A 25,603-nucleotide genomic window follows, 5' to 3' on the forward strand; every position below is an offset into this window, starting at 1 on the left:
GTGAAGTGAGCCGCGGAACCGACCGGGTCGAGAGATGCTCCGTCTCGGGGGATCTATCAGTGAGAACAGCTGCGGTACAGGTGAATTAAGCCTTTCCAGTTCGGGGTGGGATCCGAGTCAGGGTTTCGCGATCCGACAGAGTGATCGGCCAGGACCCGGGCTTCCAGTTCAGCTGGTTTATTTGTATAATCTGGCTATTTAGCCTTCCGATCGAAGGGCCCGCGCACTTCGGGTCCGTTCGTCGGCGGCGGATCGAACCTCTTCTCCGATTACCAGCATCATGTGCCGGAAATTGGGTTAGAGTGGTTCGGATCACACCGCGACACCCCCGAATATGAGCGGCTTCTCCCCGCCGGACGGCCGCGACTGTCATCTCCGCACCAACTCGCGCAAAGCGACTGTACGACAGGGCAATCGACTATCGTGACCAGCCAAATACATTCCGTCTCGGCTCGTCCGGACGAATCGGTGGACCTACTGGAGCCGACCGAGGAGCAGCTCCGCGCGTTCTTGGACCGGCAGCGCGCGGCGTTTCTGGACCGGGGCGCACCCTCGGTGGCCAGCAGGCGGGACCGTATCGATCGACTGATCCTGATGGTCACCGAGAACGCCGACGCCTTCGCGGCGGCGCTGGCGGCGGATTTCGGCCACCGCCCCGAAACGCTCAGCAAGTTCAGCGACATCCTCGGCGTGCTCGGTGACATCCAGCTCACGCGGGCTCGGCTACGCGCGTGGATGCGTCCGAGCAGGCCGCTGCGGGGCTCGGGGCTGTTCGGCGTCGCGAGCCGGGTCGAGCGAGTCCCGCTCGGCGTGGTCGGCATCATCGGGCCCTGGAACTTCCCGCTCGGTCTGGTGATCGAACCCGCGGCGGCGGCCTTCGCGGGCGGCAACGCCGTCATGGTCAAGTTCTCCGAGGTCACCACCCATACCGCGGAGCTGTTCGTCCGCAAGGTCGCCGAGTACTTCGACCCGTCCGAGTTCATCGCGGTGAGCGGTGGACCCACGGTCGGCTCGGCATTCAGCGCTCTCCCGTTCGACCATCTGTTCTTCACGGGTTCGCCGAAGGTGGGCGCGCTCGTGGCGGCGGCGGCCGGCCGCAATCTCGTCCCCGTCACCCTGGAGCTGGGCGGCAAGAACCCGGTGGTCGTCGACCCGGCCGCCGATATCGGCCGGGCGGCGCGCCGGCTGGCCGAAGCTCGCCTGATGAACGGCGGGCAGTTGTGCCTCTGTCCCGAACTGGTCTTCGTACCCGAGGAACAGAAGACGGCCTTCCTCGAGGGCGTCTTGCGGCGCGCCCGTGCCATCGCCGGTTCCGATGGCGGCCATGTCGCGGTGGTCAACGACGCCAACTTCACGCGGGTGACCGGATTGCTGGAGGATGCGCGCGGCAAGGGCGCCACGGTGCACGAGGCGGTGCCCGGTGAGCGGCCCGACCCCGTCGCCCGGCGGATCCCCCCGGTGGTGGTCACCGACTTCGACGACACCATGACGATCGCCGACGAGGAGATCTTCGGCCCGATTCTCATGGTGCGGTCGTATCGGACGATCGACGAGGTGATCGCGTACCTCGCGCCGCGGCCCGCGCCCCTGGCGGCCTATTGGTTCGGACCGGAGAACGAGGCGTTCCTGGCCTTCACCGGGCGCGTGCGCTTCGGTGGGATGACCGTCGGCGACGTGGCCCTGCACTGCGCGATTCCGGCGCTTCCGTTCGGCGGCGTCGGGCACAGCGGTTCGGGCGCTTACCACGGCAGGCGGGGGTTCGAGACCTTCACCCACGCCAGGGCCATCACCACGAGCCGGCTTCCGATGTCGGTCGGTGCACTCGCCACCCCGCCGGTCGGCCGTCGCACGGCCGCGCTGGTCGATTCCATGATCGCGCGAACCGCGGCGGCCGCGCGGCGCAGGCTGGACCGCGCCTCGGATTCTTCGGCACCCAGGAATACAGGAGAGAAATGAGCAGTCACAACGCGGCGAACGGTGCGGTGGCGCTGGTCACCGGCGGAGCCAGTGGGATCGGGATGGCCGGCGTGCGGCGACTGGCCGAACGGGGGTACCGGATCGCGGTCGTCGATCTGAACGAGACCGCGCTGGACGCCGTCGCCGCCGAATTCGGCGACGCCGTGAGCACTTTCGCCGCCGACGTATCCGATCACGACGCGGTGTTGGCGGTGGTGAGCAAAGTCGAGAGCGAGCTCGGTCCGATCCAGCACGTCTTCGCCTGTGCGGGTGTGGCTCGAGTGGGGTCCACATTGTCGGTGGACCGGGCGCACGTCGATCTGATGATGCGGGTGAACTACGGCGGCGTGGTGAATCTCGTCTACTCGGTCATTCCCCGCATGATCGAGCGAGGAGGCGGTGAGTTCGCGGTCGTCGCGTCGATGACGGGCATCATGGCCCCGCGCAAGATGGCCGCCTACGGGGCGACGAAGGCCGCGGTCATCGGCCTGCTCGACGCGCTGAGTTACGAGCTGGAGGGCACCGGCGTGCAGTTGGCGTGCGTATGTCCGGAGGCGGTGCGGACCCCGATGGCGAACGACTTCTTCGTGAACGCGGACAAGCGCCGACGCGCGCTGAAAACGGCGGTCACCCCGGAGCAGGTGGTCGCGGCGACCGAGCGCGGTCTGCGCCGCCGCAGATTCCTGATCCTGCCCGGCCCGGTCTCCAAGGTCGGGTGGCGACTCCAGCGATTCCTCCCCCGCGTGACCCACGCGATGCAGCGCAGCGGCGCTGCCGATCTGGTCTGAGGGGGACGGCCGCCATGGTCTGCTGCCTGCTGGCCGCGCAATTGGGGGTGCTGCTGCGTGGATTCTTCGCGCCCGTGCGGGGGCAGGGGGAGCGGCGACCGCGCCCCCGCGCGTCGGTGGTCGCCCTGGCCGTGGGGGAGCTGGGAATCCTCGCCGTTCTGGTGCTCGCGATCGCCTCGGCACGACCGGGGGCCTCGTCGTCGACGGCCGAGTCCGCTCACGTCCACGACGTGAGCCACGTCGGCATGAGCCATGGCGCGAATCACGTGGTGTGGATGGCCGCGCTGGCCCTCGCGACCACGGTCATCCCGCTCACCGTGCTGGCCGCGACGGAAACGGCTCTCCCGCGGCTGCGTGAGCTCGCGCTGCGGGTGCCCGCCTGGTTGGACGCGGTGATCTGGATCACGGTACTGGTGGTGTGGCATCTGCCGGTTGTGCACGCCACCGTGTCCGGCTCGGTGTGGCGAACGGCCGTGCTTGCCGTGCTGACGGCTGTCGTCTCGCTGCCGGTATGGGCTCGGGTCAGCGACCTGCTGCGCCGGGCGCCGCAGGTGGCGGCCACGACGTGGGTGCCGCTGCTCGCGGCCTTCGAGATCAGCATGGTGTTCGGCGCGGCGCTGGTGGCGAGTCCGGCCGGGTGGGTGCCGGGAGCCGGCGCGGTGCCGATCGCCGAACAACGCCTGTCCGGACTGCTGATGCTCGTCGTGGACATCGCGGCTCTGGTCCATCTGTTCCGGCGCGAGCGCGGCACGGCCGAAATCGACTCGCTCTTCACCGCTTTCGTACGTACTCCCCGGGAAGGAACCCGGTGACGACCGCGATGGTGAAGGCGCGCGTGCGGGCCGTCGACTGGGGCCCGGGGTCGCCCGGCGCGGGATTCCTGGCTGTCGCCCGCGCGTGGCCGGGACTCTTCCCGGTGGGTCCCCTGCTCGTCGGCGCCGCCTCCGTCCGCCCGCGCTCGCGCGGGGGGCGCTCAGGGCTCGGCCGGATCCCGCGCGGCCACGGTGGCCGAGCCGGACCGGTGCGGCGCGAGCGCCCGCTCGATGATGGCGGGCAGGTGGAGCAGCACCGAGTCTCGGCGGCTCCTGTCCTCGGTGCCGATGTCCTGGTGCAGGAGGGCGAGCATCAGCGTCGGACCGAGCACGTCCTCGACGACCGCGCCGGGGTCGAGGTCGTCTCGTCGTTCGGTGCGCGCGGCGGCGGCGACGCGGTCGCGCAGCATCCGCTGGCCGGGTTCCAGCAGACGATTCCGATAGGCGGCGAACAGTCCGGGCACCGAGTCGGCGTCGAGATGGATCCGCAGGTAGGCGCGACCGGAGCCGCGGGTGAACACGTCGAACACAGCGGTGGCGAGTTCCAGCAGCCATTCCCGCAACTCCTGCCCCACGCGGGTTTCGATCAGCGGAAACCCGGAGGCGGTGAGCGCTGCCATCAGAAGTTCTTCGCGCGTGTCGAACCGCCGCCCCACGGCGTCGCGCGATACTCCGGCCGCCGTGGCGACCGCCTTGACGGTGAATCCGGACCAGCCGTGTCTGGCGTAGACCTCGCGAGCCGCGTCGAGGATGCGTCCGTCCAGGGTGGTATCGCGGGGTCGTCCCGCCGTCCTCACGCCATCGTCGTTGGACACAGCCCTCCCGCACTCGCCCGACCTGCTCCGTTGATATCACACCCGGGCGACGCGGCCGCTACCGCGAGGGAGCGGGAGGCGACGCGGCACGTCTTCGCTCGCCGACGGCGCGGATGTGCCTTCTGTTTCAGTGTGGGCGCAGCACCGATCGTGCTTCGTACCCACTCCGGTGTCACTCGATGTGGAGAACTGCCATGAGTACCGATCTCTTGCGAACCCCGGCCGAATCGGGCGCGGATTCGCACGCGTTGCCGCAGCGGCGGCGGTTGCACGGGCCGGTGAGTACGCGACGCCAGCGCCGAACGGTGCTGGCCTACACCCTGCTCGCGGTGGTCGGCTTCCTGCCGTCCCTCCTGGCGGCGGGGGCCGGATGGCAGGCGTTGGGCCTCGGGCTGGTGGTGCCCGGCGGCGGATTCCTGCTGCACGGCGCCGTGGGTGCGGCCGCGATGCTGCTCACCCTCGTTGCGCTGGCGGTGGCACTGGTGGTGTGGTTCGGTACCGGCAACGTGATCGTGCCGGTGCTCGTGTGGCTGGCGGCGGCCGGTTCGGCCACGTGGTGGTCAGCGGGAGATCCCGAACCCGGACCGGTGCCCGCGGCCGCGACGGCGGTGATCGTCGCGGCCGTCGCGCTGGCCACGGTTCTGGTCAAGCGCCGGGCAGTGGCACGAGCGCACCGGCTTCGCGCCGAACGGGAGGCATACCTGCCCGCCGAGATCGCCGCGTATCGGGCACGCCGAGCGCCGGATGCGACCGGTATCGGCGAACTGGACGACAAGCAACTCGCCCATCTCCGCTGGTTGCTGGAATTGGGCCTGCAGCCGGTCGGAGAGTTCGAGGGTTTCGATATCGTCGAGCAGTTCCAGCCCTCCGCGCTGCGCTATCAGATCAACCACGTGCAGTATGCGCTCGCCCAGGCGCAGCGGCACTACCTCCCGAATTTCGACGGCTATCTCTCGCGCGCGCAGGAGAACCTGATCGAGAAACTGGCCGAGCCGAAGGTCTGGGGCTACTGGCGACTGGAGCGGCTGTGGGGACGGCTGAGCCTGCACTACGACCCGGCGGCGCGGGAGAACATCATGTTCACGGGGTGGTCGGGGATCTGCCTGAACACCTACAGCGCCACCACCGGCAGCGCGCGCTTCGCCGGCTCCGATGCCCTCGAATTCACTCTGGGTAATCCGCGCAAGACCTATCGCCACGGTGCGGAGTCGTTCAATCGATCGCTGGTGGAGAACTTCGGCCGGGCCGAGCACACGCTCTTTCCCTGCGAGCCGAACTGGACCTACTCCACGTGCAATCTCTACGGAATCAACAGCATCGCCTCGTATGACGCGGCATTCGGTACCAACCATCTGGCCGAGGTGCGCGAACCGTTCGTGCGCGGGCTGCGTACCGAGTTCATGGATCCGGCGGGCAACCTGGTGCCGTTCCGCTCCGATCACCTGGGTTTCGGCGTGCCCGCGAGTACCGGAGTCGTCTTCGCCCAGGCTGCGGGCTGGGCACGACCGACCCTGCCGCGTCTGTCGGAGATGCTGTGGGCCATCGCGTGCCGGGAGGTCTTCCAGCTCGACGAGGGAGGGCTCGAGCGCAGCCTGGAGACGCTGATGAAGACCGATCCCGGCAACTATCGAAACACCGGGTTGTTCGCGCGCGCCGTCATCGCGTTCTCGGCGGTCGAAGTCGGCGACTCGGCGGTGGCGAAGGCTGTCTTCGACTGCATGGAACGGTGCAACGATCCCGTCGAGGAGCGCGGCACCCGCCGGTTCGGCAACGGCTCGACCTTCTCCAACGCGATCGCGGCACACGCCGCCCTCAGCCGGCCCGGCGACTGGTCCGCACTGATCACCCAGCCCGCTCCGGCCTCCGCCCGTACCGGGCCGCTGCTCGGCAGCGCCTCCTACGACGAAGTGATGGTCGCGCGCGCCACCAGCGACGGTGATGACCTCGACCTGGTGCTGTGCCCGGCGCCGACGCGCACCGGCCCGGTGGACGCGTCGCTGCGACTTCGCCGCCTGCGGCCGGGGGGCACCTATCGCGCCGTGTCGCCGAGCGGAACGACGGAATTCATCGCCGATCGCCTCGGGGAGGCGGGGATCACGGTCTCGGTCGCCGGACGGTGCGGTGTTCGCGTCGAACCGATCGGATAGCCGCAGTGCGATGGTGGCAACGAAATGTGTTGCCGCAACGCAATTTTCGCCAGTTCGCTGCTGCGAGCGCGAATGCGGGCTATGGTCTCCATGGAATATAACGATCGATACATTCAGGAGGCGTGATGTCGATCCCCACCTACGGCGACTTCGATTTCCAGACCGTCGTGGACACCTACGACCCGAAGCTGGCCGATCTGCAACCCCACCATCACCGGCACGGGCTGACGTTGCAGGTGCAGTACTTCTACGGGACGCTGCGCGACTCCGACGGCGTGACGTGGGCGTTGGAGCGCAAGTTCATCGGCCCCATGACCGGCGGCGTGTGGCTGATGAACGACGCGAGCGGCGACCTGAACCTGCACGTGGGCGCGCTGACGTCCGCGCGGGGCGAATCCATCCGCACGATCGAGCCGTCCAAGCGCGTCTGGCGTAATCACCTCATGCACACGATGTCGGAGAAGTTCGGCGTCGCGAGCGAGCCGATGGAGCTGGCCATCGACGACGAGGGGATCCGGTGGTCGGAAGGCGAGCTGTTCGATCTCGCGGGCCCGCTGCAGGGGCCGGGATTCCAGTTCTACGCCCCCGCCCGCGACGAACCGCTGTTCTACAGCACTCAGGTCTACTGGGTCACCGGCACGATCGGGGGCAAGCCCGCCGAGGGGTTCGTCGGGCTCGACAACGGCTATTGGACCCACGGCGTCGAGTGGAAGGAATACCGCTACTTCCGTGATCTCGAGGTCTCGTGGGAGGTGTTCGGCAACAAGTTCACCGACGGCTCGATCGAGTACGGTGTGATCGTCAAGGGCCGCCGCGGCTGGTCGGGTGCGGCAACATTCGAGTCGGGTAAGCTGATCGCCAAAACCGATCAGGTCGGCGCGGTCTACGATCTCGACGACGAGGGCTTCATCAACAGCATAAACTTCGACATCGGCGGTCAGGGCTACACGTTCACCGGTGGGGAGACGGGGAGAATGCACCATTTCGGCGAGGCCCGCTGGGGTAACTACACCTCGCAGGGAGGTGTCACCCGGCGTGTCGGTGACGCCCGGGAACTGGACTTCGGATACAGCTGGATCGAGTTCTTCCCCACCCGGATCACCGCGGACGGACTCACCTCTGGATGACCGCTGGGCCAACGGGAGCCAGGCGTCGCTCCGGTCGTCCGCCGGCCGGAGCGGATTCCGTGCGGGATGCCCTGCTCCGTGCCGGGGCGACGCATTTCAGTAAATCCGGCTACGCCGGTGCGAGCATCCGCGACATTCTGGCCGACGCGGGCGCGACCGCGCCCGCGCTGTATCACCACTTCGGTAACAAGCCCGGACTGTACATCGCCACGGCGACCGAGGCGCAGAACCACGTATTCGACACGTTCCGGTCGGCGGTGACCGGCAGGCGTTCCCGGGCGGATCGGGTCTCGGCACTGCTCGACGCCGCGGTGGCGCTGCGACGAGAGCACCCGTACGCCGCCGAATACCTGGTCGTCGTGGATCGCGATATCGCCCGCCATCCCGAGCTCGGCGAGCTGGCTGCCTTCGGCGCGCGCTTCGACGAGTTCTGGAGGGGGCTGGTCGGTGCGCAATCCGATCGAGGCACCGCGATCGGATTGCGCGCCCTCGTGCAAGGCGTCTTGGTGATGGGTGGCCCGACCATGCCCATCACGGATGTGGAGGCGGGCGCGCAGGCCCTGCAGCGGCTGTTGCGAGCGGGGATCGACTCGCCGCCTCGAGCGGGCGAGTCCTCGACGGAAGGTGCGGCTTCCGCGGTGGCGAAGCCGCCGCCGTGACCAGGCCCCTGGCACCCTGCGTCGAACTCGGGCCGCTCGGCGAGATCCGTGCGCCGAGCGGCTGTCGAGGCGTCGCTACCGGCGCGCTCGTCCGAGGAGGAAATCGACGAGATCGGCGGCGTAGTTCGTGCCCGGGGTACTGAGCGTCGTCCCGTCGCGCCTGGCCAGTGACTCGTAGAGCGCCGCGCCGGCCAGCAAGCCGGTGAGCATCGTCGCCGACACGTCCGCGTCGAGTTCACCGCGGTCGAGCCCGCGCTGGATGATCGCCTCCGCGGCGTGCAGCGTGTGCTCCGCGGCGACGTCTCCGACGGCGGCGTGCAACGGTGACTGCCGCTGCACCTCGATCATCATCCGAATCACCACCGGCCCGTCGGGGGAGGCGAAGTAGTCCATCAATCCCGCTGTGAAAGCGATCAACTCGGTACGCAGGTCTCCGGTTTCGCGGATCTGCAACGCGAAGTCGGTCCGGCGCAGTGCGTCGATCAGGAGGTCGGGCGCCGAGGCCCACCGTCGGTAGAGAGCGGGCTTGCCCACATCGGCCCGCTTGCTGACGGATTCGAACGTGACCGCCGCCTGGCCGCCTTCGGCATAGAGCATTCGCGCTGCCTGCAGGCATCGGCGACTGATTTCGGGGTCGCGCGGTCTGCCGCCGCGTTCGACTGCCGAATCCGACCGGAGCGTCAAGCCGCGCACCTTCTCGCGCACGTGGTCATTGACGAAGTCTACCGCCCGGATTAGCCTACTAACGTACTGTAATCGTACGTAATTATGCGGAAGCAATTCTTCCCCCACACCTCCGCTGCGGCAGCACTCTGCGCCCGCGAGGGGAACCTCGAGATTCGAGATGTCATGACAACGACCAGAGAACCCGAGATATTGCACACCCGTGCGGGAGCGAGTGGTTCGGTGCTGCGCAGGCACCGGTTCCGAGCGCTCGGCACATGGGCGGTCACGGCCTTCGTGGGGATTCTGCCCATTCTCGCCGACGCGCCCGACGGACTCGCGGCGGCCGGACTCGGACTGTGGTTTCCGGGGGCCGGTTTCCTCTACGGTGGCCTGTGGTGGGCGACCGTGCTGACGCTGCTCGCGTTCGTCGTCGCCATGGCACTGTGGGTTCTCATGGGCGGGTTCGTCTTTCCCGTCGGGGTGTGGGCGGGGACGGTACTGCTGGCCGGGGTGACCGCCGGGCAGGAGTGGGCGCCCGCCCGCGTGGTCGTGCCCGCGACCGCCGCGGTCGTGATCGCGGCGGTCGGGGCGGCGATGTTGTCGCGCAGGCGGACGACGCGGCGACTCGGCGAGCGGGCGGCCGACGAGCTGGCGACGGTGGCGTTCCGGGAGCCGGAATTGCGCAACCCCGTACCCGGCGAGCTCGACGAGAAGGACCTCGCCGAACTCCGGTATCTGCTCGACCGCGCGCTGCAGCCGGTAGACGAGTTCGCAGGCTTCAACACCATCGACCAGTTCCGGGAGAGCGCTTGGCGCTACCAGCTCGTCACCATGAACTACGCACTGGCCGCCCTTCAGGTGAATCATCTCCACGCCTTCACCGGCTATGTGCAACAAGCGCAACGCAACGCGATCGTGAAGATGACGGACCGCCGCGTCTGGCACTACTGGCGCATCGAGAATCTGGTCGGCAACTTCAAGTTCGGCGCCGATCCGATCCGGTACGAGAACATCATGTATTCGGGATGGTGGGCGCTGGCGCTCGGCGCCTACGAGCGAGCCACCGGCGACCTGCAGTTCTCCGAGCCGGGGGCACTCACACTCGTGGACAAACCCGGGCGCGAGTACGTCTACGACTATCCGGCGATCGTCGAGGCGATCGTCGGCCAGTTCGACGACCGTGCGCTGACATTCTTTCCGTGCGAACCGAACTGGGTGTTCACCGTCTGCAATCTGTACGGGATGGGCGGCGCGTTGCTGTTCGATCGCGTACACGGCACGAGGCACGGTTCGGATCGGCTGGACCGGTTCAACGAGATCCTCGAATCGGAATTCACCCGGTGTGACGGTGGCGCTGTCGTCATCGCGTCACGCCGTACCGGGCTGACCCTGTCGACCTCGGAACCGTTCTCCGCGGCCTCCAATACGTGGCTGACCAACATCGTCTCGCCGCGGCAGGCGCAGGTCGCCTGGGAACTGGCACGGCGCTTCAACATCCAGCGCACCCACGGTGATCTGCATGCCATCGTCCCGAAGGGGGCGGGGTTGGTCGACCCCGGCAACTATCGGTTGACCGGAGCCTGGTACTGGGCGTCGTCGATGGTCAGCGCTCGGGAAATGGGCGACCACGAACTGTACGAGGTCGCCGCGCAGAAGTTCGACGCGTTGAAGCCGATGAATCCCGATGCCGAGCATCCGTCCGAATATCACCGGTCGCTGTTCTGTCGAGCGATGGCGTGTGTGGGGCGGTTCGGGGCGCAGGACATGTGGTACCGGTTCGGCCACGGGGATATCACCGAACCCGCGACGGCGGGCGCGCATCTGAGCGAAATTTCGTACCGCGAGGCCCACGTCGCGGCCGCCCACCGCGACGGTGAGCGGTTGCGCCTGGTGCTGCGACCGGCGGCCGGGCCGGTCGGCGCCGCACTGCGGGTGGGCGGCCTGCGGCCCGGACGACGCTACCGGGCAGCGGGGACGGTGGAGCCCGAGGTCACGGCCGACAACAGGGGTTTCGCCACCGCGACGGCGCGGGTCGACGGGCGCACCGAAGTAGTCTTCGGTCCGGCAGAGTAGGGGATGATCGTCAGTGGCTTGCTGTATTCTCGGCGCCTACGCGATGGCCATGCTCGTCGGTGCCTGCCGCAAGGTCGCAGGCGCCTGTCGCCGGATGCGGCGCACGACGGCGGCTCCCGAGCGGAACTCCGACGCGTGGGCCGCGTAGCGGGCGCCGCGTCCCACCCGGTACCGATGCGATGAGTGGTGGCGTCGCCGGCATCCGGCCGCGGGGCTGATCGCGATCTTCGGTGGGTGGATGCCGATAAACCATGGGATCGCCGGTATTTCGCTCCGGTCGTGCCGATCCTGTGGTCGGCGGTACTTGACCGAGCGACCGTGATCTATCTAATATATTGTTTGTTATATTAATTCGGGCGAGGAGCGCGGGTGGCGGACGTAAAGGTTCAGTCGAGCGAGGCGCTCGCACCCCCGCCGCCTCGGCCCGTCCGTCCGGTGGTGGTGTGGTCGGTTGCCGGCGCGGGTGCGCTGGTGTTGCAGTTCTACGTCTTCGCCTCGTGGCTGAGCACCGACGCGGCGCCGGTCATTGCCACCGGTGTTCCCCGCTCGACCTGGGTGTTCGTCATCGTGTTCCAGGTCGCGATGACTTCGGCGGCGGTGTTCGCGCTCTGTTACGTCGGCCGGGGAGTCATCCGGGAGCGGCGGGTCACCATCGAGGCGGCCCTGCTGATCGGCTACGCGTCGTGTTTCTGGCAGGACCCGATCACCCCGAACTATTTGCGCGTCACCTTCTACTACAGCTCGGCCTTCGTGAACCAGGGCTCGTGGGGGCACCACATCCCGGGCTGGATCAGTCCCAACAGCTCCGTGTGGGTCGAGCCCTTCTTTCTCACCGGTTCGTCCTACCTGGCGATGATCCTGACCGCTATCCAGGGGCGCAACGCCATGCGGTGGATCAAGCGGCGCAGGCCACAGACCAACGTCGCCGGGCTGCTGTTCACCGGCTGGCTGGTAGTCGCGTCGACCGACTTCCTGCTGGAGAATCTGTTCGTTCGCACGGGCGTCTACGCGTTTCCCGGAACCATCCATGGCTTGTCGATATCCGGCGGGACCATTCATCAGGTCCCGGTATACGAGTCCATGACGTGGGGACTGGTCTGGGCGACGGGCGCGGCGATCCTGTACTTCGTCGACGACCGTGGGCAGTCATTCGTCGAGAAGGGAATCGACAGTTTCCCGCTCGGGCTGCGACACCGCGGGCTGTTCAAGATTCTGTCGTGCGTCGGCGTCCTCAACCTCGCCTACATTTTCTGCTTCGCGATCCCGTACAACCTGATCTCGCTGCACATCGACCCGTTCCCGGAAGGCTATCCCAGCCACCTGAACAACGGGATATGCGGTGTGGGCACGCCCTATGCCTGTCCCGACCCGGGTCTTCCGATGAATCTGCCGAACGCCCCGGTGCCGCCCCCGCCCTGACCGGAAGCTGATAGTGGTTACTTTTTCGGTAGCGCCCGGACTGGCGCGCACCGTTCCGCTCGTCGAGGTACTGAAGCTGGATCGGATCGACCGCGACCTGTTCCGCTCGGTGCACCTCTTCGAGGTCGATCGGCCCCTCTACGGCGGCCAGGTGATGGCGCAGGCCCTGCTCGCGTGCGGCGCGACCGTCGAACCGGACCGGATACCGCATTCGCTGCACGGGTATTTCCTCCGTCGCGGGGATGGCGCTCGGCCGGTGGTCTTCCGAACGGAAGTCGACCGGGACAGCCGTTCGTATTCGGCGCGGCGCGTGGTGGCTCTCCAGGATGGTGAAGTCATCTTCAGCATGGCGGCGTCGTTCCGGACGATCGTGGCGGGGCAGGAGGGCGCCGGATCGGAGGTGGTCGTGACCGCCGCCGTGGAGCAGTGTCCGGTTTTCGTTCCCTATTCGGAACTGGCGCTCGAGATCCGTGCCCACGACTGGACCGGCCGGCCGGGGAAGTCTCATCCGGCGAAGTTCTGGGCCCGTCCCCACGGTCCGCTGCCCGAGAACGATCCATTGGTCCACGCGGCCGCCATCGCGTACGTGTCGGATTTCTCCGCTGGGCTCCCGTACACCGTGGGAACCGACGTTCTCGGACCGAGCCTCGACCACGCGCTGTGGTTCCACCGGCCGCCGCGGTGGGACGGTTGGCTCTACCTCGACTACGACAGAGGCCTGTCGGCGGCCAAACGCGGCTGGTACACCGGCTCGGTTATCGCCGACGGTGAAGTCGTCGCCAGCCTGGCGCAGGAGATGGCCTACCGGTGAGGGCCGGACGGTTGCCCCGATATTCAATTAGATAGATTATATAACTGAATAAACCAGGTGCTGTGGCCCGAAGAGGTGCGATGGTGGGATCCGAGGAGACTCGCGTGGATGACTGGCGGGTGCGATTGACGGCCCTACTCGAGAACTACGCGACGCGGCCGCGGCCGGGATCGTCGCGTGAACGCGCGGCTGCCGCCCGCGCGTGGCAGGGGGAACTGGTCGATGCGGGCCTGGCCGCACCCGGCTGGCCGAAGGATGTCGGCGGGCTGGAGCTCGACCTGGAGGACCAGCTCGACTACTACCGGATGACCAGCGCGGCCGGTGTGCCCAAACATCCCAATCCGATGGCCTTCATCGTCGCGCCCACCCTGATCGTCTACGGTACCGACGCTCAGAAGAAGCGGTTCCTGGAACCGCTGCTGCGCGCCGAGGAGATGTGGTGTCAGGGGTTCTCCGAACCAGGTGCGGGCAGTGATCTGGCCTCCCTGTCCACCCGGGCGGTACGGGACGGCGACAGCTACCGGGTCACCGGTCAGAAGATCTGGACCACCCAGGCGACCGGGGCGGACTGGATGTTCGCGCTGGTGCGTACGGGTCCGGCCGGGCGTGGTACCGATGGCATCAGCTACCTGCTCATTCCGATGAACTCTCCGGGCATCGATGTCCGGCCGCTGCGCGACGCCTCGGGCGCCTACCATTTCGCCGAAGTCTTCTTCGATGATGTCGTGGTCCCCGCCGAGAACCTGGTCGGTGCGGAGGGGCGGGGGTGGTCGGTGATGCGCACATCGCTCGGCCATGAGCGCGCGACGGCATTCCTCGCCGACGAGTTCCGCTACCGCGGCTTGGTGGACAAGGTGTTCGCGCTCGCGGTCAGCCGGGGCTACGCGAACGACGCGGTGATCCGCCAGGAACTGGCTTTCGTCGAGACCGCTGTTCGCGCGATCGCGGCCAACAGTGCTCGTGCCTTGAACGCCGTTCTGCGACAGGAGGATCCGGGCGGGGTGGCATCGGTGAACCGATTGGTCAAGTCGGAGTTCGAACAGCGACTGCATCGGCTCGCGCTGCGATTGACCGGGTCGGGCGCCACGCTGGGCGGCCGGTCCGCGGGCGCGGTCGACGGCGGCCGCTGGAGTTACGGTTACCTGATGTCGCGGGCGTCGACCATCGGCGCCGGGACCGCCGAGATTCAGCGCAATGCCATTGCCGAGCAAGTGCTCGGTCTCCCGTCGCACCGGGGCGACGGCACCCGGCCCGCCGCCGTCGCACCCGGTCGCCCGCTGACTCCGCCGGACCAGGACGAGGCGGCGCTGCGCCGGGCACTCGGTGAGGTGCTTGCCGCCGCCACCGGTACCGGGCAGGTGGTGCGGCCCTCCGAGCCCGCCGATTACGACAGGGCGCTCTGGCAGCAGCTGGTCGGATTCGGCCTGCCCGGACTCGCGCTCGCGGAGGAGTCGGGTGGCGGCGGTGCGAGTATGCGGATGCTCGCGGTGGCGGTGGAGGAGGTCGGCTACGCGCTGGCGTCGGTGCCGCTGGTGCCGACACTCGGCGCGCTCGAGCTGCTGCGACTGGCCGGGACCACCGAGGTGGTGCACGCGATAGCCGACGGCGCGACGGCGGCCTTCGTCGTCCCGGTCGAGGACGAGGGTTGGGGCGTCGACGGTCCGCTACCGGCCCTGGAGGGCACCCGGCTGTCGGGCTCGGTGCAGCGGGTAGCTGGTGCGCCGGTGGCCGACGTACTGGTCGTGCTGGCCAGAGACGCCGCTACGGCGGAGCTGGTCCTCGCCACGGTCGAGCCGCGCGAGGTCGAGATCGAGCCGCAGGAGCCGATGGATGTGACGGCGACCGCCGGCGTGGTGGTGCTGGACGGCGTGGCGCCGACTGTCGTCGCCCGGGGGGACGAGGTGCTCCGAATCCTCGACGCCGCGCGGCCTGCGGTGCAATTGATGCTCGCGGCGGATTCGGTCGGGGTGGCGAATCGGGCCTTGGCGATGGCCGTCGACTGGGCCGGCCAGCGCGCGCAGTTCGGTCGCCTCATCGGCTCGTATCAGGCGATTTCGCACCGCTGCGCCGACATGCTGGTGCGCGCGGAAGGTGCGCGCGCGCAGGTATTATCCGCCGCGGAACTCGCCCCGAACGACATCGAGGCCGCCGATATCGCCGCCGCCGACGCGCTCGACGCCGCCGTCTGGGTCGCCGAGAATTGTATCCAGATCCATGGTGGTATCGGGTTCACCTGGGAGCATCCCGCGCACCTGCTGTTGCGGCGGGCCATCGCGAACCAGGCGGCACTCGCCCGGCCGGAGCAACTGCGCGATCGCGCCGCCGGTGTGGTGCTGGCTCGGCTGTCCTGATTCGAGCCGCGGGAGGTTGTGATCTGTCACTCAGTGATGGAGGAGGCGCGCGCACGTTCAGGCCGCGGCGAGTTCACGAAGCTCCTGCATTCCCGCCAGCCAACGATCAGTGAGGGGGGACGTGTCCCCGAGTGCCGCTACGGCATCAGCGATCATCGCGGCGTCTTCGGCAGTCAGTCCGTCCATCAGGCTCCGGGCCGCCGCGCTCAGCGCCGAGATCAGCGCTGTTCCGTCGGCGTGGACAGCGATGACGTCCGGTGATCGCGATCGGTGATCGTGCGTCTCGGCGGCCAGCTCGGTCAGCGGCTCCACGATCGACCACCGGACGCGAGCGGCCGATTCCGCGGTACTCGCCGTGCCGAGCTCACCGACCACCTGTTCCACTGCCCCGAAGACCTCGAGCAGGCCCGAGCTCATCGCCCGTCCCTGCCCCTCGAGGTAGAGCCGCGCGGCCACGTCGCCGATAACCTCGGGCGCCGAAGCGTCGATGATGAGGTCGGTGTCCGCCACCGGCGGAATGACGGCGGTGGCCGCGACGACGCCAGTACACGTGACGAGCACCGCCGCACCGGTCGCGAGAACGGTGCGAACGCGGCTCCGCGGCCACGGCAGCAGTGTCAGCGCGGCCACGATCGAGGTGAGGAGCACGAACAGACCGAGGATGTCGGCCAGCATCGAGGTGGTGACGCCGAGCGCCGTCGGGGCACCGGTGCCTGCATTGACGACCCAGAACCCGCAGCAGAACACGACGATGGCGACCGCACCTGCCGGTGCGCCGAGCGCGAGCCCCTTCTCGGTATCGGCCAGCGCGAAGACGGTGACCGCGACCGCACCCGCCGTGGCACCGCACCAGGCCGTGACCTCGAGTAGCGTGTACAGCGAATCGACGTCGAGGTCGCGGGGAGCCCGTTGCCGGAAGAGCGCATACGGCAGGAGTCCGCCGACACCCCCGGCCAGCCCGGCGAGCGCGAGGTCGCGGCCCGGCGGCGCGGTCCGGACCAGGGGTGGCCGCTCCGCGGGAGGCCGGACATACAGCCAAGCGGGAATCGTGATCTCCGCGCGAGTAAGGGCGCACGCCACAGCGGCCAGTGCCGCCACGGTCCCGGCGGCGAGCAACACGGCGACATTGTCGAGCTGCGACCCGAGATACGTGCGGGTGAAAGCCACCGGCGTGTTGTCCAGGCTCAGCTGCACCCGCTGCCACTGATCCAGGACCGTGAAGTAGATCAGGGACGAGGCGAGCGCACCGACCGGCCACGACCATCGGGGTGAACGCAGCCGCGCCGTGGCGTCGAAGCAGACCTGGGCGAGCGACGCGGTGAGCGCGGTGCCGCCCAGCCCCGCCAATGCGAACAGCAGCAGCCAGATCGGGTGGTCGAGCCCGCCCCGCAGCGCGGAGGTGGTGTGCGCCAGGGAAACGACGTGACCGAGCATCAGCCCCACTGCGACGCCGCAAGCCGGAAGCCGCAGGGCGAGTGTGCCGGGCACGACGCGATCGACGGCGACGGCGCGCCATACCCCGACCCCGACGGTGCAGCCGAGCAGGAGCCCGCCCACCGCGGGCGCGATCGACTGCTGGTACTGCTGCAGGGACGTCGCGGTCGACGCCGCCGTGAGGGTGTTCGCGAGTAGCGGCATCGCCGCACCTACGAGAAATGCAGGCAGGGCGCCGTCGAGGAAGGTGATGGCCGCCGCGAGGTGCGGCTTCCGTAGCACCGCGACCCTGCTGTCCGCGCCGGGGTGGTTCGCCCTGAGCTGCCGCCACCACCCGTTCGCCGCCGCGCGCGCACGGCCGGTGAGCGCGATCAACCGCTCCGGGCCGTCCAGGAACAGTGCGGCGCGCAGATCGGCGTCGAACTCCCGCGACCGCAGCAGTGCGGTCGCCGTGAGATCCACGGTGACGATCAGCAGCACCGCGCGCCACACGTAGTCCGGGACGAGCCCGAATTTTCCGGTCCACACCGCGGTGATCAGCGGCAGCAGCAGCACCGGCAGGACGGCGTAGCGCACACCGCGGGTGATCCAGGACAGCGTGACGTCACGATTGCTGATGTGCGCGAGTTCGTGCATGACGAGGGGATCGAAGAGCGATCGGTCGCGCATGCTCAAAGCGGCCTTGCGCGGCAGCGCGATGCGGTAGCGGCCGAGCGAGCCGTAGCTGAAGGCGTCGCGCTGGTCTTTCGAGCCGAGCATGACCTCCGGCGGTCGGCGAAGTCCCGCCGCGTGCGCGAGTTCGCCGACGCGAGCGACCGCATCCGGCAGCAGCGCCGCGGCGGGGGTGAGCCCGCGGCGCCGTTCGATGAACGACGGCGCGACGAGCACGATGCCGACGCCGATGGCGAGCACGAGCGCCGCTCCGACGAGGGCGAAGGCCGCACGGGTGTGCTGGGCGCCGGCGTAACAGCGCATGGCCGCGTCGTGGGTGGCGATCTGGGATCTGAGGCTATCGAAGGATTCGCTGTAACCGGCTCTGTGCAGGCAGTCCTCGACGGTGCGAAGGAACCGCTCGCCGTGGATCTGGGCGTGCAGGGAATCGCCGAGGAACAGCCCCGCCGTGACCGTGGCCGCCACCAGGACGACGAATCGGACGGTGGTGGGGGAGGGGAACGCCGACAGCGAAACGCGCGGAGCAGCGGCGGACGGTGTCAGCCGCTCAGCGGCGGTCATGGCCGTTCACCGGCCGGTTGCCAGTGCGCCGACGGTCGCATCGGCGATCAGGGCCGCCGTTGCCTCGTTCACCCCGGCCGTGATCGCCGTGGCGCGCGCGACCTCGCGGACACGAGCGGCCTGCTCACGGGTCAGTGCGACCGGCTGCTGCGCCGGGCTGCGATTCCCGAGACCGAGAAGCTGCCGCAGGTATCCGGTCATCGAGGTCGCGGCCCGCTCGACCGCGCTCTCCGCGACCGCCGTGGCCAGCGACTGCAGGACCTTCTGAGCGACGAGGATCACGAACGGGGTGAGCATCGCGAGTTCGAGGCCGAATCCGAGCGCCTCGTCCCGGTCCGGCGGCGCGAGGACGGCGCGCGGATCGGCGAAGTACTCCTCGGCGGTGAGCTCGTAGAGCGGCATCTCCTCGGGCGCGACGTCGGCGAGGATCATTCTCGCGAGTTCGTCGGTCAGGGCGCGCTCGGCTCGGGCGTCGATCAGGGCCGGGATTCGATCGGGCATGGCAACCTCGCTGCACGTTGTCGCGATGGGGAGTTCCAGACAACGCACTGCGCACGCGGCCGACAAGAGTAGCGGACTACTCGGGGGATCCGATATTTCTCCGACTTCGGCGAGCACCTCGCCGATTCCGTTGCGGAACCGGCCCCGGTTGTCTAGCGTCGCCCGCTGTGACTTCGCCACCGGCTTCGCCGTCACACCAGCACACTGGTCCAGACGCGCAGGACTCCTCCGCCACTCCGGCCGACGGGGATCCCCCCGCGCCGCTGTACACCGAGGAGTTCATGACAGACCCCCTTCGGGTGTACCGCGAACTCCGCGACAGACACGGGCCGTTGGCCCCGGTCGAATTGGCGCCGGACACCCCCGCGACCCTGGTGCTCGGCTACCGCGAGGCCCTGCGGATCCTGGACGACGACGCGCACTACCCCTCCGACCCCCGGCGCTGGCAGCAACTCGTCGCCCCGACCTGCCCGGTGCTGCCGCTGCTGCAGTGGCGCCCCATCACGATGCGCACCGCGGGCGCGGAGCATGCCCGGCTGCGCGAAGCCTGCACGGACGGCCTGGAACGGGTGAACCTGCACGCCGTGCGGCAGGTCGTGGAGCGCACCGCGGTCGCGATGATCGAGTCGTTCGGCGAAGCCGAGCCGATCGAGCTGCTCGGACAGTACGCTTTTCCACTCACCTTCCAGGTGCTCACCGAGGTGCTCGGCCTCCCGCCGGAGGCGGGGCAGCGCGCACTCGCCGGGGTGTCCGCCGTGCTCGATGCCGCGGACGCCGAATCGGCTCGCCGGGGCAATGCGGTTTTCGAGGAGATCCTCGCCGATGTCGTCCGGCACAAGCGCGACCATCCGGGCAACGATCTGCTCTCCTGGCTCATCGCGCACCCGGCGCGGCTGGACGACACCGAGCTGGTCCAGCAGACCGCCATGCTGTACGGGGCCGGAACCGAGCCCACCTGCGGCTTGATCAGCAACGCCCTGCTGCTGGTGCTGACCGACGATCGCTTCGGCGGCGGAGTACTCGGCGGCGCGATCTCGACCCGCGACGCGATCGAGCAGGTGCTGTTCACCGATCCGCCGTGGGCGAACTTCAGCGTCCGCTATCCGAGGCAGCCGCAGCTGCTGAACGGCGTGTTCCTGCCTGCGCACCAGCCGGTCGTGATCTCCTCGGCCGCGTGCAACGATGATCCCTCGATCGCCGGTGACCGCACGGGGAACCGCTCGCACCTGGCGTGGGGTGCGGGCACGCACGCCTGTCCGGCGCGGTCGATGGCCGAGCTGATCGCCCACGAGGCGATCGACCAGCTGCTCGACGCGCTGCCCGAGATATCGCTGGCGATCCCGGCCGGGGAGCTGACCTGGCGCCCCGGGCCGCTGCATCGGATGCTCGCCGCGCTGCCGGTGTACACATCGGCCGATGCGGTCAGCGCTCCGCGTGGCCGCGAGACGCCGCTGCCGTGAGGCCGGTGCGCCCGACCGGTTCGAGGAGAATCTCGGGAATGTCGGTGTGCACCGCCCGCACGAACTCGCCGAGCCCCTTGGCCTGCGGGTCGGTCCGGGTGCAGGAGGCGACGCCCTCGCCGAGGAAGCCGACGATCACGAAGTTGAGCGCGCGCAGGTTCGCGAACTCGTAGCGGCGGATCTCGTAGCAGGCGGCCTCCGGGACGAGCGCGCGGAAGCGCTCGGTGCTCAGGTGGGTGCGGAGCCATTCCCAGCGCTGGTCGGTGTCGGCCCACAGCCCGACGTTGGCCTTGCCGCCCTTGTCGCCGGAGCGAGCCGCGGCTATCGCGCCGAGCGGCGCGCGGGTGTGCGGGCCGGAGCCGGTCGGCGCAGCGGCCGGTTCGGGTGCCGACGCGATCACCCCGGTCCAGCGGTCGTCGGTGTGCGGGCAGTGCGGGACGGCCTCCCGGGTGCCGTCGGCGTGGACGACGACGTGGGCGACCTCGGTGGCGGGGATGGTCGTCGGCCAGTAGACCCCGAACTCGGTGGCGGAGCTGGGCGGGGTGGTCGTGTGGAAACCGGCGTACCCGGCGACCGCGAGTTCGAGCACGGCGTCGGAGAACGCCCGGTCGACCGGCGCGCGGTCGCGGTGCTTGACGGTGATCCGCAGGTGCGCGGTGGCCTCGGCGAAGCAGGTGGGATCCGGGCGGTCGTAGCGCAGCAGCTGGATGTCGACGGCGTCGAACTGCTCGGCGCCACCGAGGGTGTCGAAGAGCAGATCGGTGGTCCAGCGCGCCTTTTCCTCGATGTCGAGGCCGGTGAGCACCATCGTCATGGTGTTGCGGTAGCCGCCGACGCGGTTCATGGCCACCTTGAGCTGCGCGGGCGGCGGGCTGCCGGTGGTGCCCGCGACCCGCACCCGGCCGGGGCCGTCCTGGGTGACGGTGAGGGCGTCGAAGCGGGCGACGACGTCGGGGTTGGGGTAGATCGGTGAGTCCACCTCGTAGAGCAGCTGCGCGATCACCGTCCCCGGGGACACCAGCCCGCCGGTGCCCGGGTGCTTGGTGATGACGAAGCTGCCGTCCGCGGCGAGCTCGGCGATCGGGGAGCCGGGGAAGCGGCGATCGGTGATCTCGTGCAGGTTCGAGTAGTTTCCCCCGCTGGCCTGGGGGCCGCACTCGATGATGTGCCCGGCGGCGACCGCGCCGGCCAGCGCGTCGAAATCGGTGCGCTCCCAGCCGTGCCACCAGGCGCCCGCCCCGACCACGAGGGCCGCGTCGGTGACCCGGGGCGCGATCACGACATCGGCGCCGTGCGTGAGGGCGGCGGCGATGCCCCAGCCGCCGAGGTAGGCGTTGGCCGACACCGGTTCGCTGCCCGCCTCCGCGAGCGCGTGGCCGGTGTCCAGGTTGCGGAACGGGTACTCCGCGCGCAGCTGGGGCAGCCGGGGCATGAGGTCGTCGCCCTCGATGTGCGCGACCCGCAGGTGCAGGCCCTGTTCGGCGATGATCTCCCGGATGTGCGCCGCCATCCCGGCCGGGTCCAGACCACCGGCGTTCACGACGACCTTGATGCCGCGCTCGGCACACCGCCGGGCCACGCGCGCGAACTGGCGGGGGAAAGTGCGCGCGTAGCCGGCGCCGGTGGGTTTGCGGGCCGCTTTCCAGAGGATGAGCATGGTGAGCTCGGCGAGGTAGTCCCCGGTGACCACATCGATCTCGCCGCCCTCGATCAGGTCCTCGAGGGCGGAGAAGCGGTCGCCGTAGAACGCCGAGGCATTGCCGATGCGCACCGGGCGGCGCGGCGCGGTGGTGGTCATGATCGTCCTTCGGTGGGTGGGCGGCCGGGGCCGGGTGCCCCGGCGAAGGCCTGGGCGATCGTCGCCCAGGAGCGCGCCACCGGGCCGGTGATGGTGAGCGCGGTGTCGAGGGGGTGGCGGCGCTGGGTGACGACGAGCGCGAAATCCTCGGCCGGGCCGGTGATCCGGTCGGTCGCGTCGTCCGGGCCCCAGCTCCAGGTGGCATCGGTGTCCGGTGCGGTGAGCTCGACCCGCACCGGTGCCTGCGGGACCTCGAGTCCGCGCAGCGCGTGGCTGAAACCGAAGGTCGAGACGCCGAGGTGGCAGACGCTGCGCAGCCCGCGCCCGAGCGGCTGCGTGGCGCCGATGGTGTCGTAGATGTCGCGGCCGTGGGCCCAGGTCTCCATGAGCCGGGCGGTGGCCGAGGAGGCGACGCTCATGGGCGGCCCGAACCACGGCAGCCTGCGGCGGGGGTCCTGCTCGGCGAAGGCGGCCAGCAGGTGTCGTCGCGCGGTGCCGAACCAGTCGAAGAGCTCCGCGACCGGCAGCCCGCGGCTGTCGGCGGCGACCAGGTCCGGGAAATTGTCCCCGTGCGCGACCAGCCGGGCCGCGTCGAGCTCGAACCGGGCGGGGTCGGCCAGTGCCAGCGCCGCGCAGTCGTCGAAGTAGGCCAGGTGCGAGACCTGGTCGCGCACCGCCCACCCCGCGGCCGGGGTCGGCTGCTCCCAGTGCGCCTCGGTGAGGGCGGCCAGCGTCTCGGTGAGCCGGTCGGTCTCCCAGGCGAGATCGGCGAGCAGCGCGGGAAAGTCCAGTCCCATCACTGCCCCCGCCAGACCGGGCTGCGCTTCTCCACGAAGGCGCGCATTCCCTCCTGCGCGTCCCCGGAGGTGTAGACGGGGGCCCAGAGCTGCTCGGCCTCGTCGAACGCCGCGCTGAGCGGGAGTTCGGCGGTCAGCCCCGCGGTGCGCTTGCCTGCCAGCACCGAGAGCGGCGCGTTCCCGGCGATCTGGGCGGCGAGCTCGCCCGCGGCCGCCAGCAGCTGGTCCGGTTCGGCGAGCCGGTTCACGAAGCCGATGTCGTACGCGCGTTCGGCGGTCAGCGGCCGCCCGGTGAGCAGCAGCTCCATCGCGATCCGGCGCGGGATCATCTGGGCGAGCGGCGCCGCCCACGGCGCGCCCCTGCCGACTCGGACCTCGGAGATGGCGAAGGTCGCGGTGGTGGCGGCGACGCACAGGTCGCAGCTCTGCGCCAGCAGGAAGCCACCGGCGAAGGCCGCGCCGTTCACCGCGGCGATGGTCGGTTTGTCCACCTGGATATTGCGGCCGAACTGGGGCACGTAGTCCGGCGGCGGGATGGTCAGCCCCTCCGCCGACATCTCGGCGAGGTCGCCGCCCGCGCAGAAGGCCTTCGTGCCGCTGCCGGTGAGGACGAGCACCCGGGCGTCGTCGTCGGCGGCGAAGCGCCGCGCGCCCTCGAACAGCCCCGCGCGGACCTCCCGGTTCAGGCTGTTGCGGGCCTCGGGGCGGTCGATCGTCAGCCAGGCGATGCCGTCGCGCAGCTCGTAGCGGACCGCGGTCACGACGCCGCCCCCTCGGCCTCGACGACGGCGAGAATCTGCCCGGCGTCGACCTGGGCCGCGGTGGTCACCGGGATCTTTACCACGATGCCGTCGGCCGGGGCGCGCACCGTGTGCTCCATCTTCATGGCCTCCAGCACCAGCACCGGGTCGCCGGTGCGGACCCGCGCACCCTCGCCGACCTCGATCCGCACCACCGTGCCCGGCATCGGGGCGAGCAGCGAGCCTGCCTCGTCGGGGTCGGCCGGCTCGGGGAACCGGTCGATCTCGCGCAGCGCGGTGGCGCCGAGCGGACTGTCGACGTACCAGGTCGCACCGGTGCGGATGAGCCGATAGCCCCGGCGCACGCCGTCGATCTCCGCGTCGACCTCCGTCCCGGAGGCCGCGAGAACGGTCACCGGTCCCGGCTGCCACTCGTCCACGGTGGCCTCCACTTGATCCCGGCGCACCCGGTAGGAGACGTTCAGGGTGGTCTCGCCCGCGGCGAAGGAGATCGCCTGCGGTGCGCTGTAGAGGGTGCGCCAGCCGGAGGGCAGCCCGCGGAGGACCGGCGCCTGTTCGCGCCGCTGTGCCTGCCCGGCCACGGCCGCGACCAGGGCATGGACCCGGACCGCGTCCGCGCTCGCCGCCGCGGTGGCGGCCAGCGCGCCCGCGCCGCGGCGTTCCAGCCAGCCGGTATCGATGGCCCCCGCCCGGAACTCGGGATCGCGCAGGATGCCGATCAGCAGGTCGCGATTGGTGGTGACGCCGTGCACGGTGGTCTCGCGCAGCGCCCGCGCCAGCAGGTCGCAGGCCTCGTCGCGGGTGGCGCCGTGCGCGATCACCTTGGCCAGCATCGGGTCGTAGTGGGTGCTCACCGTCTGCCCCGAGGTGAAGCCGGAGTCGACCCGGAGGCCGGGCAGCTCGGGGAACCGCAGGGTGCTGAGCAGGCCGGAGACCGGGACGAAACCGGCCGCGACGTCCTCGGCGTACAGCCGCACCTCCACCGCGTGGCCCCGCGACCCGGCCGCGGCGACCTCGGGCGGCAGCGGCTCGCCCGCGGCGACCAGCAGCTGCGCGCGGACCAGGTCGGTGCCGGTGACGAGCTCGGTCACCGGGTGCTCCACCTGCAGCCGGGTGTTCACCTCCAGGAAGTAGAACGCGCCGTCCGGCGCCATGACGAATTCGACGGTGCCCGCGCCGGTGTAGGAGAGCGCCTTGCCCGCCGCGATCGCGGCCCGGCCCAGCTCGGCGCGCAGCTCCGCGTGCACGACCGCGGAGGGGGATTCCTCGACGATCTTCTGGTAGCGGCGCTGGATCGAGCATTCCCGCTCGCCGAGGTGCACCACCGCGCCCGAGCTGTCGCCGAAGATCTGCACCTCGATGTGGCGCGGCGATTCCACGAACTTCTCCAGGAACACCGTGCCGTCCCCGAACGCCGATGCGGCCTCGCGGGTCGCGCTGCGCACCGCCTCGGCCAGCTCGCCGGGGCCGGTGACGATCCGCATGCCCCGTCCGCCGCCACCGAAGGCGGCCTTGACCAGGATCGGGAAGCCGATGCCTTCGGCGGCGGCGGCGAGCTCGGCGGGGTCGTCGCCGGTGACCGTCGCGCCGGGAAGCACCGGGACTCCGGCGGCGGCCATGATCTCCTTGGCCTCGATCTTGGAGCCCATCGCCGCGATGGCCGCGGGCGACGGCCCGACGAAGACCACCCCGGCCGCCGCGCAGGCACGGGCGAAGTCGGCGTTCTCGGAGAGGAAGCCGTAGCCGGGGTGCACGGCGTCGGCGCCGGTGCGGCGGGCCGCGTCCAGCACCAGATCGGTGCGCAGGTAGGTCTCGGCGGGCGTGGAGCCGGGTAGCCGGACCGCCTCGTCGGCGGCGTGCACGTGCGGGGCGTCGCGATCGGGGTCGGAGTAGAGCGCGACGGTCGCGATATCCATGGTGCGCGCGGTGCGCATGATGCGCGCGGCGATCTCACCGCGGTTGGCGACGAGAAGTTTGCGGAGAACAGGCATCGCC

General features: G+C 69.8%; 19 protein-coding genes. 11 read left to right on the plus strand and 8 right to left on the minus strand.

Translation table 11 applies throughout. The features are described from left to right. Window positions 1-282 precede the first annotated feature (282 nt). From NH2_RS20310 to NH2_RS20320, 3 genes are read left to right on the plus strand one after another with little or no spacing between them, the layout of a single operon-like run. Window positions 283-1,956, plus strand: coding sequence for an aldehyde dehydrogenase family protein (locus NH2_RS20310; protein WP_157103880.1), 1,674 nt, complete (start codon window positions 283-285; stop codon window positions 1,954-1,956). A gap of 26 nt (window positions 1,957-1,982) precedes the next feature. Beyond that, window positions 1,983-2,744 (plus strand): SDR family NAD(P)-dependent oxidoreductase, encoded by a 762-nt coding sequence (locus tag NH2_RS20315; protein ID WP_169811514.1) that lies wholly within the window; start codon window positions 1,983-1,985, stop codon window positions 2,742-2,744. A 14-nt stretch (window positions 2,745-2,758) separates the two neighbouring features. Then, a complete protein-coding gene (locus tag NH2_RS20320; RefSeq protein WP_067656550.1) occupies window positions 2,759-3,556 on the plus strand; it encodes a hypothetical protein in 798 nt (265 codons plus the stop codon). 161 nt (window positions 3,557-3,717) lie between these two features. Here the strand turns inward: NH2_RS20320 and NH2_RS20325 are convergent, their stop codons facing one another. Then, window positions 3,718-4,371 carry a TetR/AcrR family transcriptional regulator gene (locus NH2_RS20325; RefSeq protein ID WP_067656552.1) on the minus strand — a complete coding sequence of 218 codons (654 nt, stop codon included), beginning with the start codon at window positions 4,369-4,371 and terminating at the stop codon, window positions 3,718-3,720. A 194-nt stretch (window positions 4,372-4,565) separates the two neighbouring features. Between NH2_RS20325 and NH2_RS20330 the strand changes: the two genes are divergently transcribed. The 3 genes from NH2_RS20330 to NH2_RS20340 all read left to right on the plus strand — a co-directional run bounded on the left by NH2_RS20330 (window position 4,566) and on the right by NH2_RS20340 (window position 8,304). Next, on the plus strand, window positions 4,566-6,518 hold the full coding sequence (locus NH2_RS20330; RefSeq protein WP_157103881.1) for a linalool dehydratase/isomerase domain-containing protein: 1,953 nt from the start codon (window positions 4,566-4,568) through the stop codon (window positions 6,516-6,518). A 125-nt stretch (window positions 6,519-6,643) separates the two neighbouring features. Then, window positions 6,644-7,645: a hypothetical protein gene (locus NH2_RS20335; protein WP_067656556.1), complete on the plus strand. Its 1,002-nt coding sequence runs from the start codon at window positions 6,644-6,646 to the stop codon at window positions 7,643-7,645. Between the two features lie 59 nt (window positions 7,646-7,704). Further along, window positions 7,705-8,304, plus strand: a complete 600-nt coding sequence (locus NH2_RS20340) for a TetR/AcrR family transcriptional regulator (RefSeq protein WP_067656558.1) — start codon at window positions 7,705-7,707, stop codon at window positions 8,302-8,304. 75 nt (window positions 8,305-8,379) lie between these two features. Here the strand turns inward: NH2_RS20340 and NH2_RS29280 are convergent, their stop codons facing one another. Beyond that, window positions 8,380-9,009, minus strand: coding sequence for a TetR/AcrR family transcriptional regulator (locus tag NH2_RS29280; protein WP_169811515.1), 630 nt, complete (start codon window positions 9,007-9,009; stop codon window positions 8,380-8,382). Between the two features lie 144 nt (window positions 9,010-9,153). Here NH2_RS29280 and NH2_RS28350 point away from each other — a divergent pair, with 144 nt between their 5' ends. The 4 genes from NH2_RS28350 (at window position 9,154) to NH2_RS20365 (ending at window position 15,624) form a co-directional block, all read left to right on the plus strand. Then, window positions 9,154-11,043, plus strand: a complete 1,890-nt coding sequence (locus NH2_RS28350; RefSeq protein ID WP_169811516.1) for a linalool dehydratase/isomerase domain-containing protein — start codon at window positions 9,154-9,156, stop codon at window positions 11,041-11,043. A gap of 369 nt (window positions 11,044-11,412) precedes the next feature. Continuing rightward, entirely contained in the window at window positions 11,413-12,462 is a 1,050-nt protein-coding gene (locus NH2_RS20355; protein ID WP_067656564.1) for a spirocyclase AveC family protein, read from the plus strand. 13 nt (window positions 12,463-12,475) lie between these two features. Next, window positions 12,476-13,273, plus strand: a complete 798-nt coding sequence (locus NH2_RS20360) for an acyl-CoA thioesterase (RefSeq protein ID WP_084505725.1) — start codon at window positions 12,476-12,478, stop codon at window positions 13,271-13,273. Window positions 13,274-13,353: 80 nt separating this feature from the next. Then, window positions 13,354-15,624: an acyl-CoA dehydrogenase family protein gene (locus tag NH2_RS20365; protein WP_067656568.1), complete on the plus strand. Its 2,271-nt coding sequence runs from the start codon at window positions 13,354-13,356 to the stop codon at window positions 15,622-15,624. 57 nt (window positions 15,625-15,681) lie between these two features. Here the strand turns inward: NH2_RS20365 and NH2_RS20370 are convergent, their stop codons facing one another. Then, window positions 15,682-18,291 carry a M48 family metalloprotease gene (locus NH2_RS20370; protein WP_084505726.1) on the minus strand — a complete coding sequence of 870 codons (2,610 nt, stop codon included), beginning with the start codon at window positions 18,289-18,291 and terminating at the stop codon, window positions 15,682-15,684. A 6-nt stretch (window positions 18,292-18,297) separates the two neighbouring features. Continuing rightward, entirely contained in the window at window positions 18,298-18,987 is a 690-nt protein-coding gene (locus tag NH2_RS20375) for a hypothetical protein (protein WP_157103884.1), read from the minus strand. Between the two features lie 86 nt (window positions 18,988-19,073). Between NH2_RS20375 and NH2_RS20380 the strand changes: the two genes are divergently transcribed. Beyond that, window positions 19,074-20,252: a cytochrome P450 family protein gene (locus NH2_RS20380; protein ID WP_067656577.1), complete on the plus strand. Its 1,179-nt coding sequence runs from the start codon at window positions 19,074-19,076 to the stop codon at window positions 20,250-20,252. Here the strand turns inward: NH2_RS20380 and NH2_RS20385 are convergent. Genes NH2_RS20385 through NH2_RS20400 form a run of 4 tightly spaced genes read right to left on the minus strand, consistent with a single transcriptional unit; the run spans window position 20,215 to window position 25,599 of the window. After that, complete coding sequence (locus NH2_RS20385) at window positions 20,215-22,050, minus strand: acyclic terpene utilization AtuA family protein (RefSeq protein ID WP_067656579.1); 1,836 nt, start codon at window positions 22,048-22,050, stop codon at window positions 20,215-20,217. The genes NH2_RS20380 and NH2_RS20385 overlap by 38 nt on opposite strands. After that, window positions 22,047-22,847: a TIGR03084 family metal-binding protein gene (locus NH2_RS20390; RefSeq protein WP_067656582.1), complete on the minus strand. Its 801-nt coding sequence runs from the start codon at window positions 22,845-22,847 to the stop codon at window positions 22,047-22,049. The genes NH2_RS20385 and NH2_RS20390 overlap by 4 nt, the downstream gene beginning before the upstream one ends. Next, complete coding sequence (locus NH2_RS20395; RefSeq protein ID WP_067656585.1) at window positions 22,847-23,608, minus strand: enoyl-CoA hydratase/isomerase family protein; 762 nt, start codon at window positions 23,606-23,608, stop codon at window positions 22,847-22,849. Before NH2_RS20395 ends, NH2_RS20390 begins: the two co-directional genes overlap by 1 nt. Further along, entirely contained in the window at window positions 23,605-25,599 is a 1,995-nt protein-coding gene (locus NH2_RS20400; protein WP_067656588.1) for an acetyl/propionyl/methylcrotonyl-CoA carboxylase subunit alpha, read from the minus strand. Before NH2_RS20400 ends, NH2_RS20395 begins: the two co-directional genes overlap by 4 nt. Between the last annotated feature and the right edge of the window lie 4 nt (window positions 25,600-25,603).

This window comes from Nocardia harenae NBRC 108248, assembly GCF_001612885.1.
GTDB classification, from domain to species: Bacteria; Actinomycetota; Actinomycetes; order Mycobacteriales; family Mycobacteriaceae; genus Nocardia; species Nocardia harenae.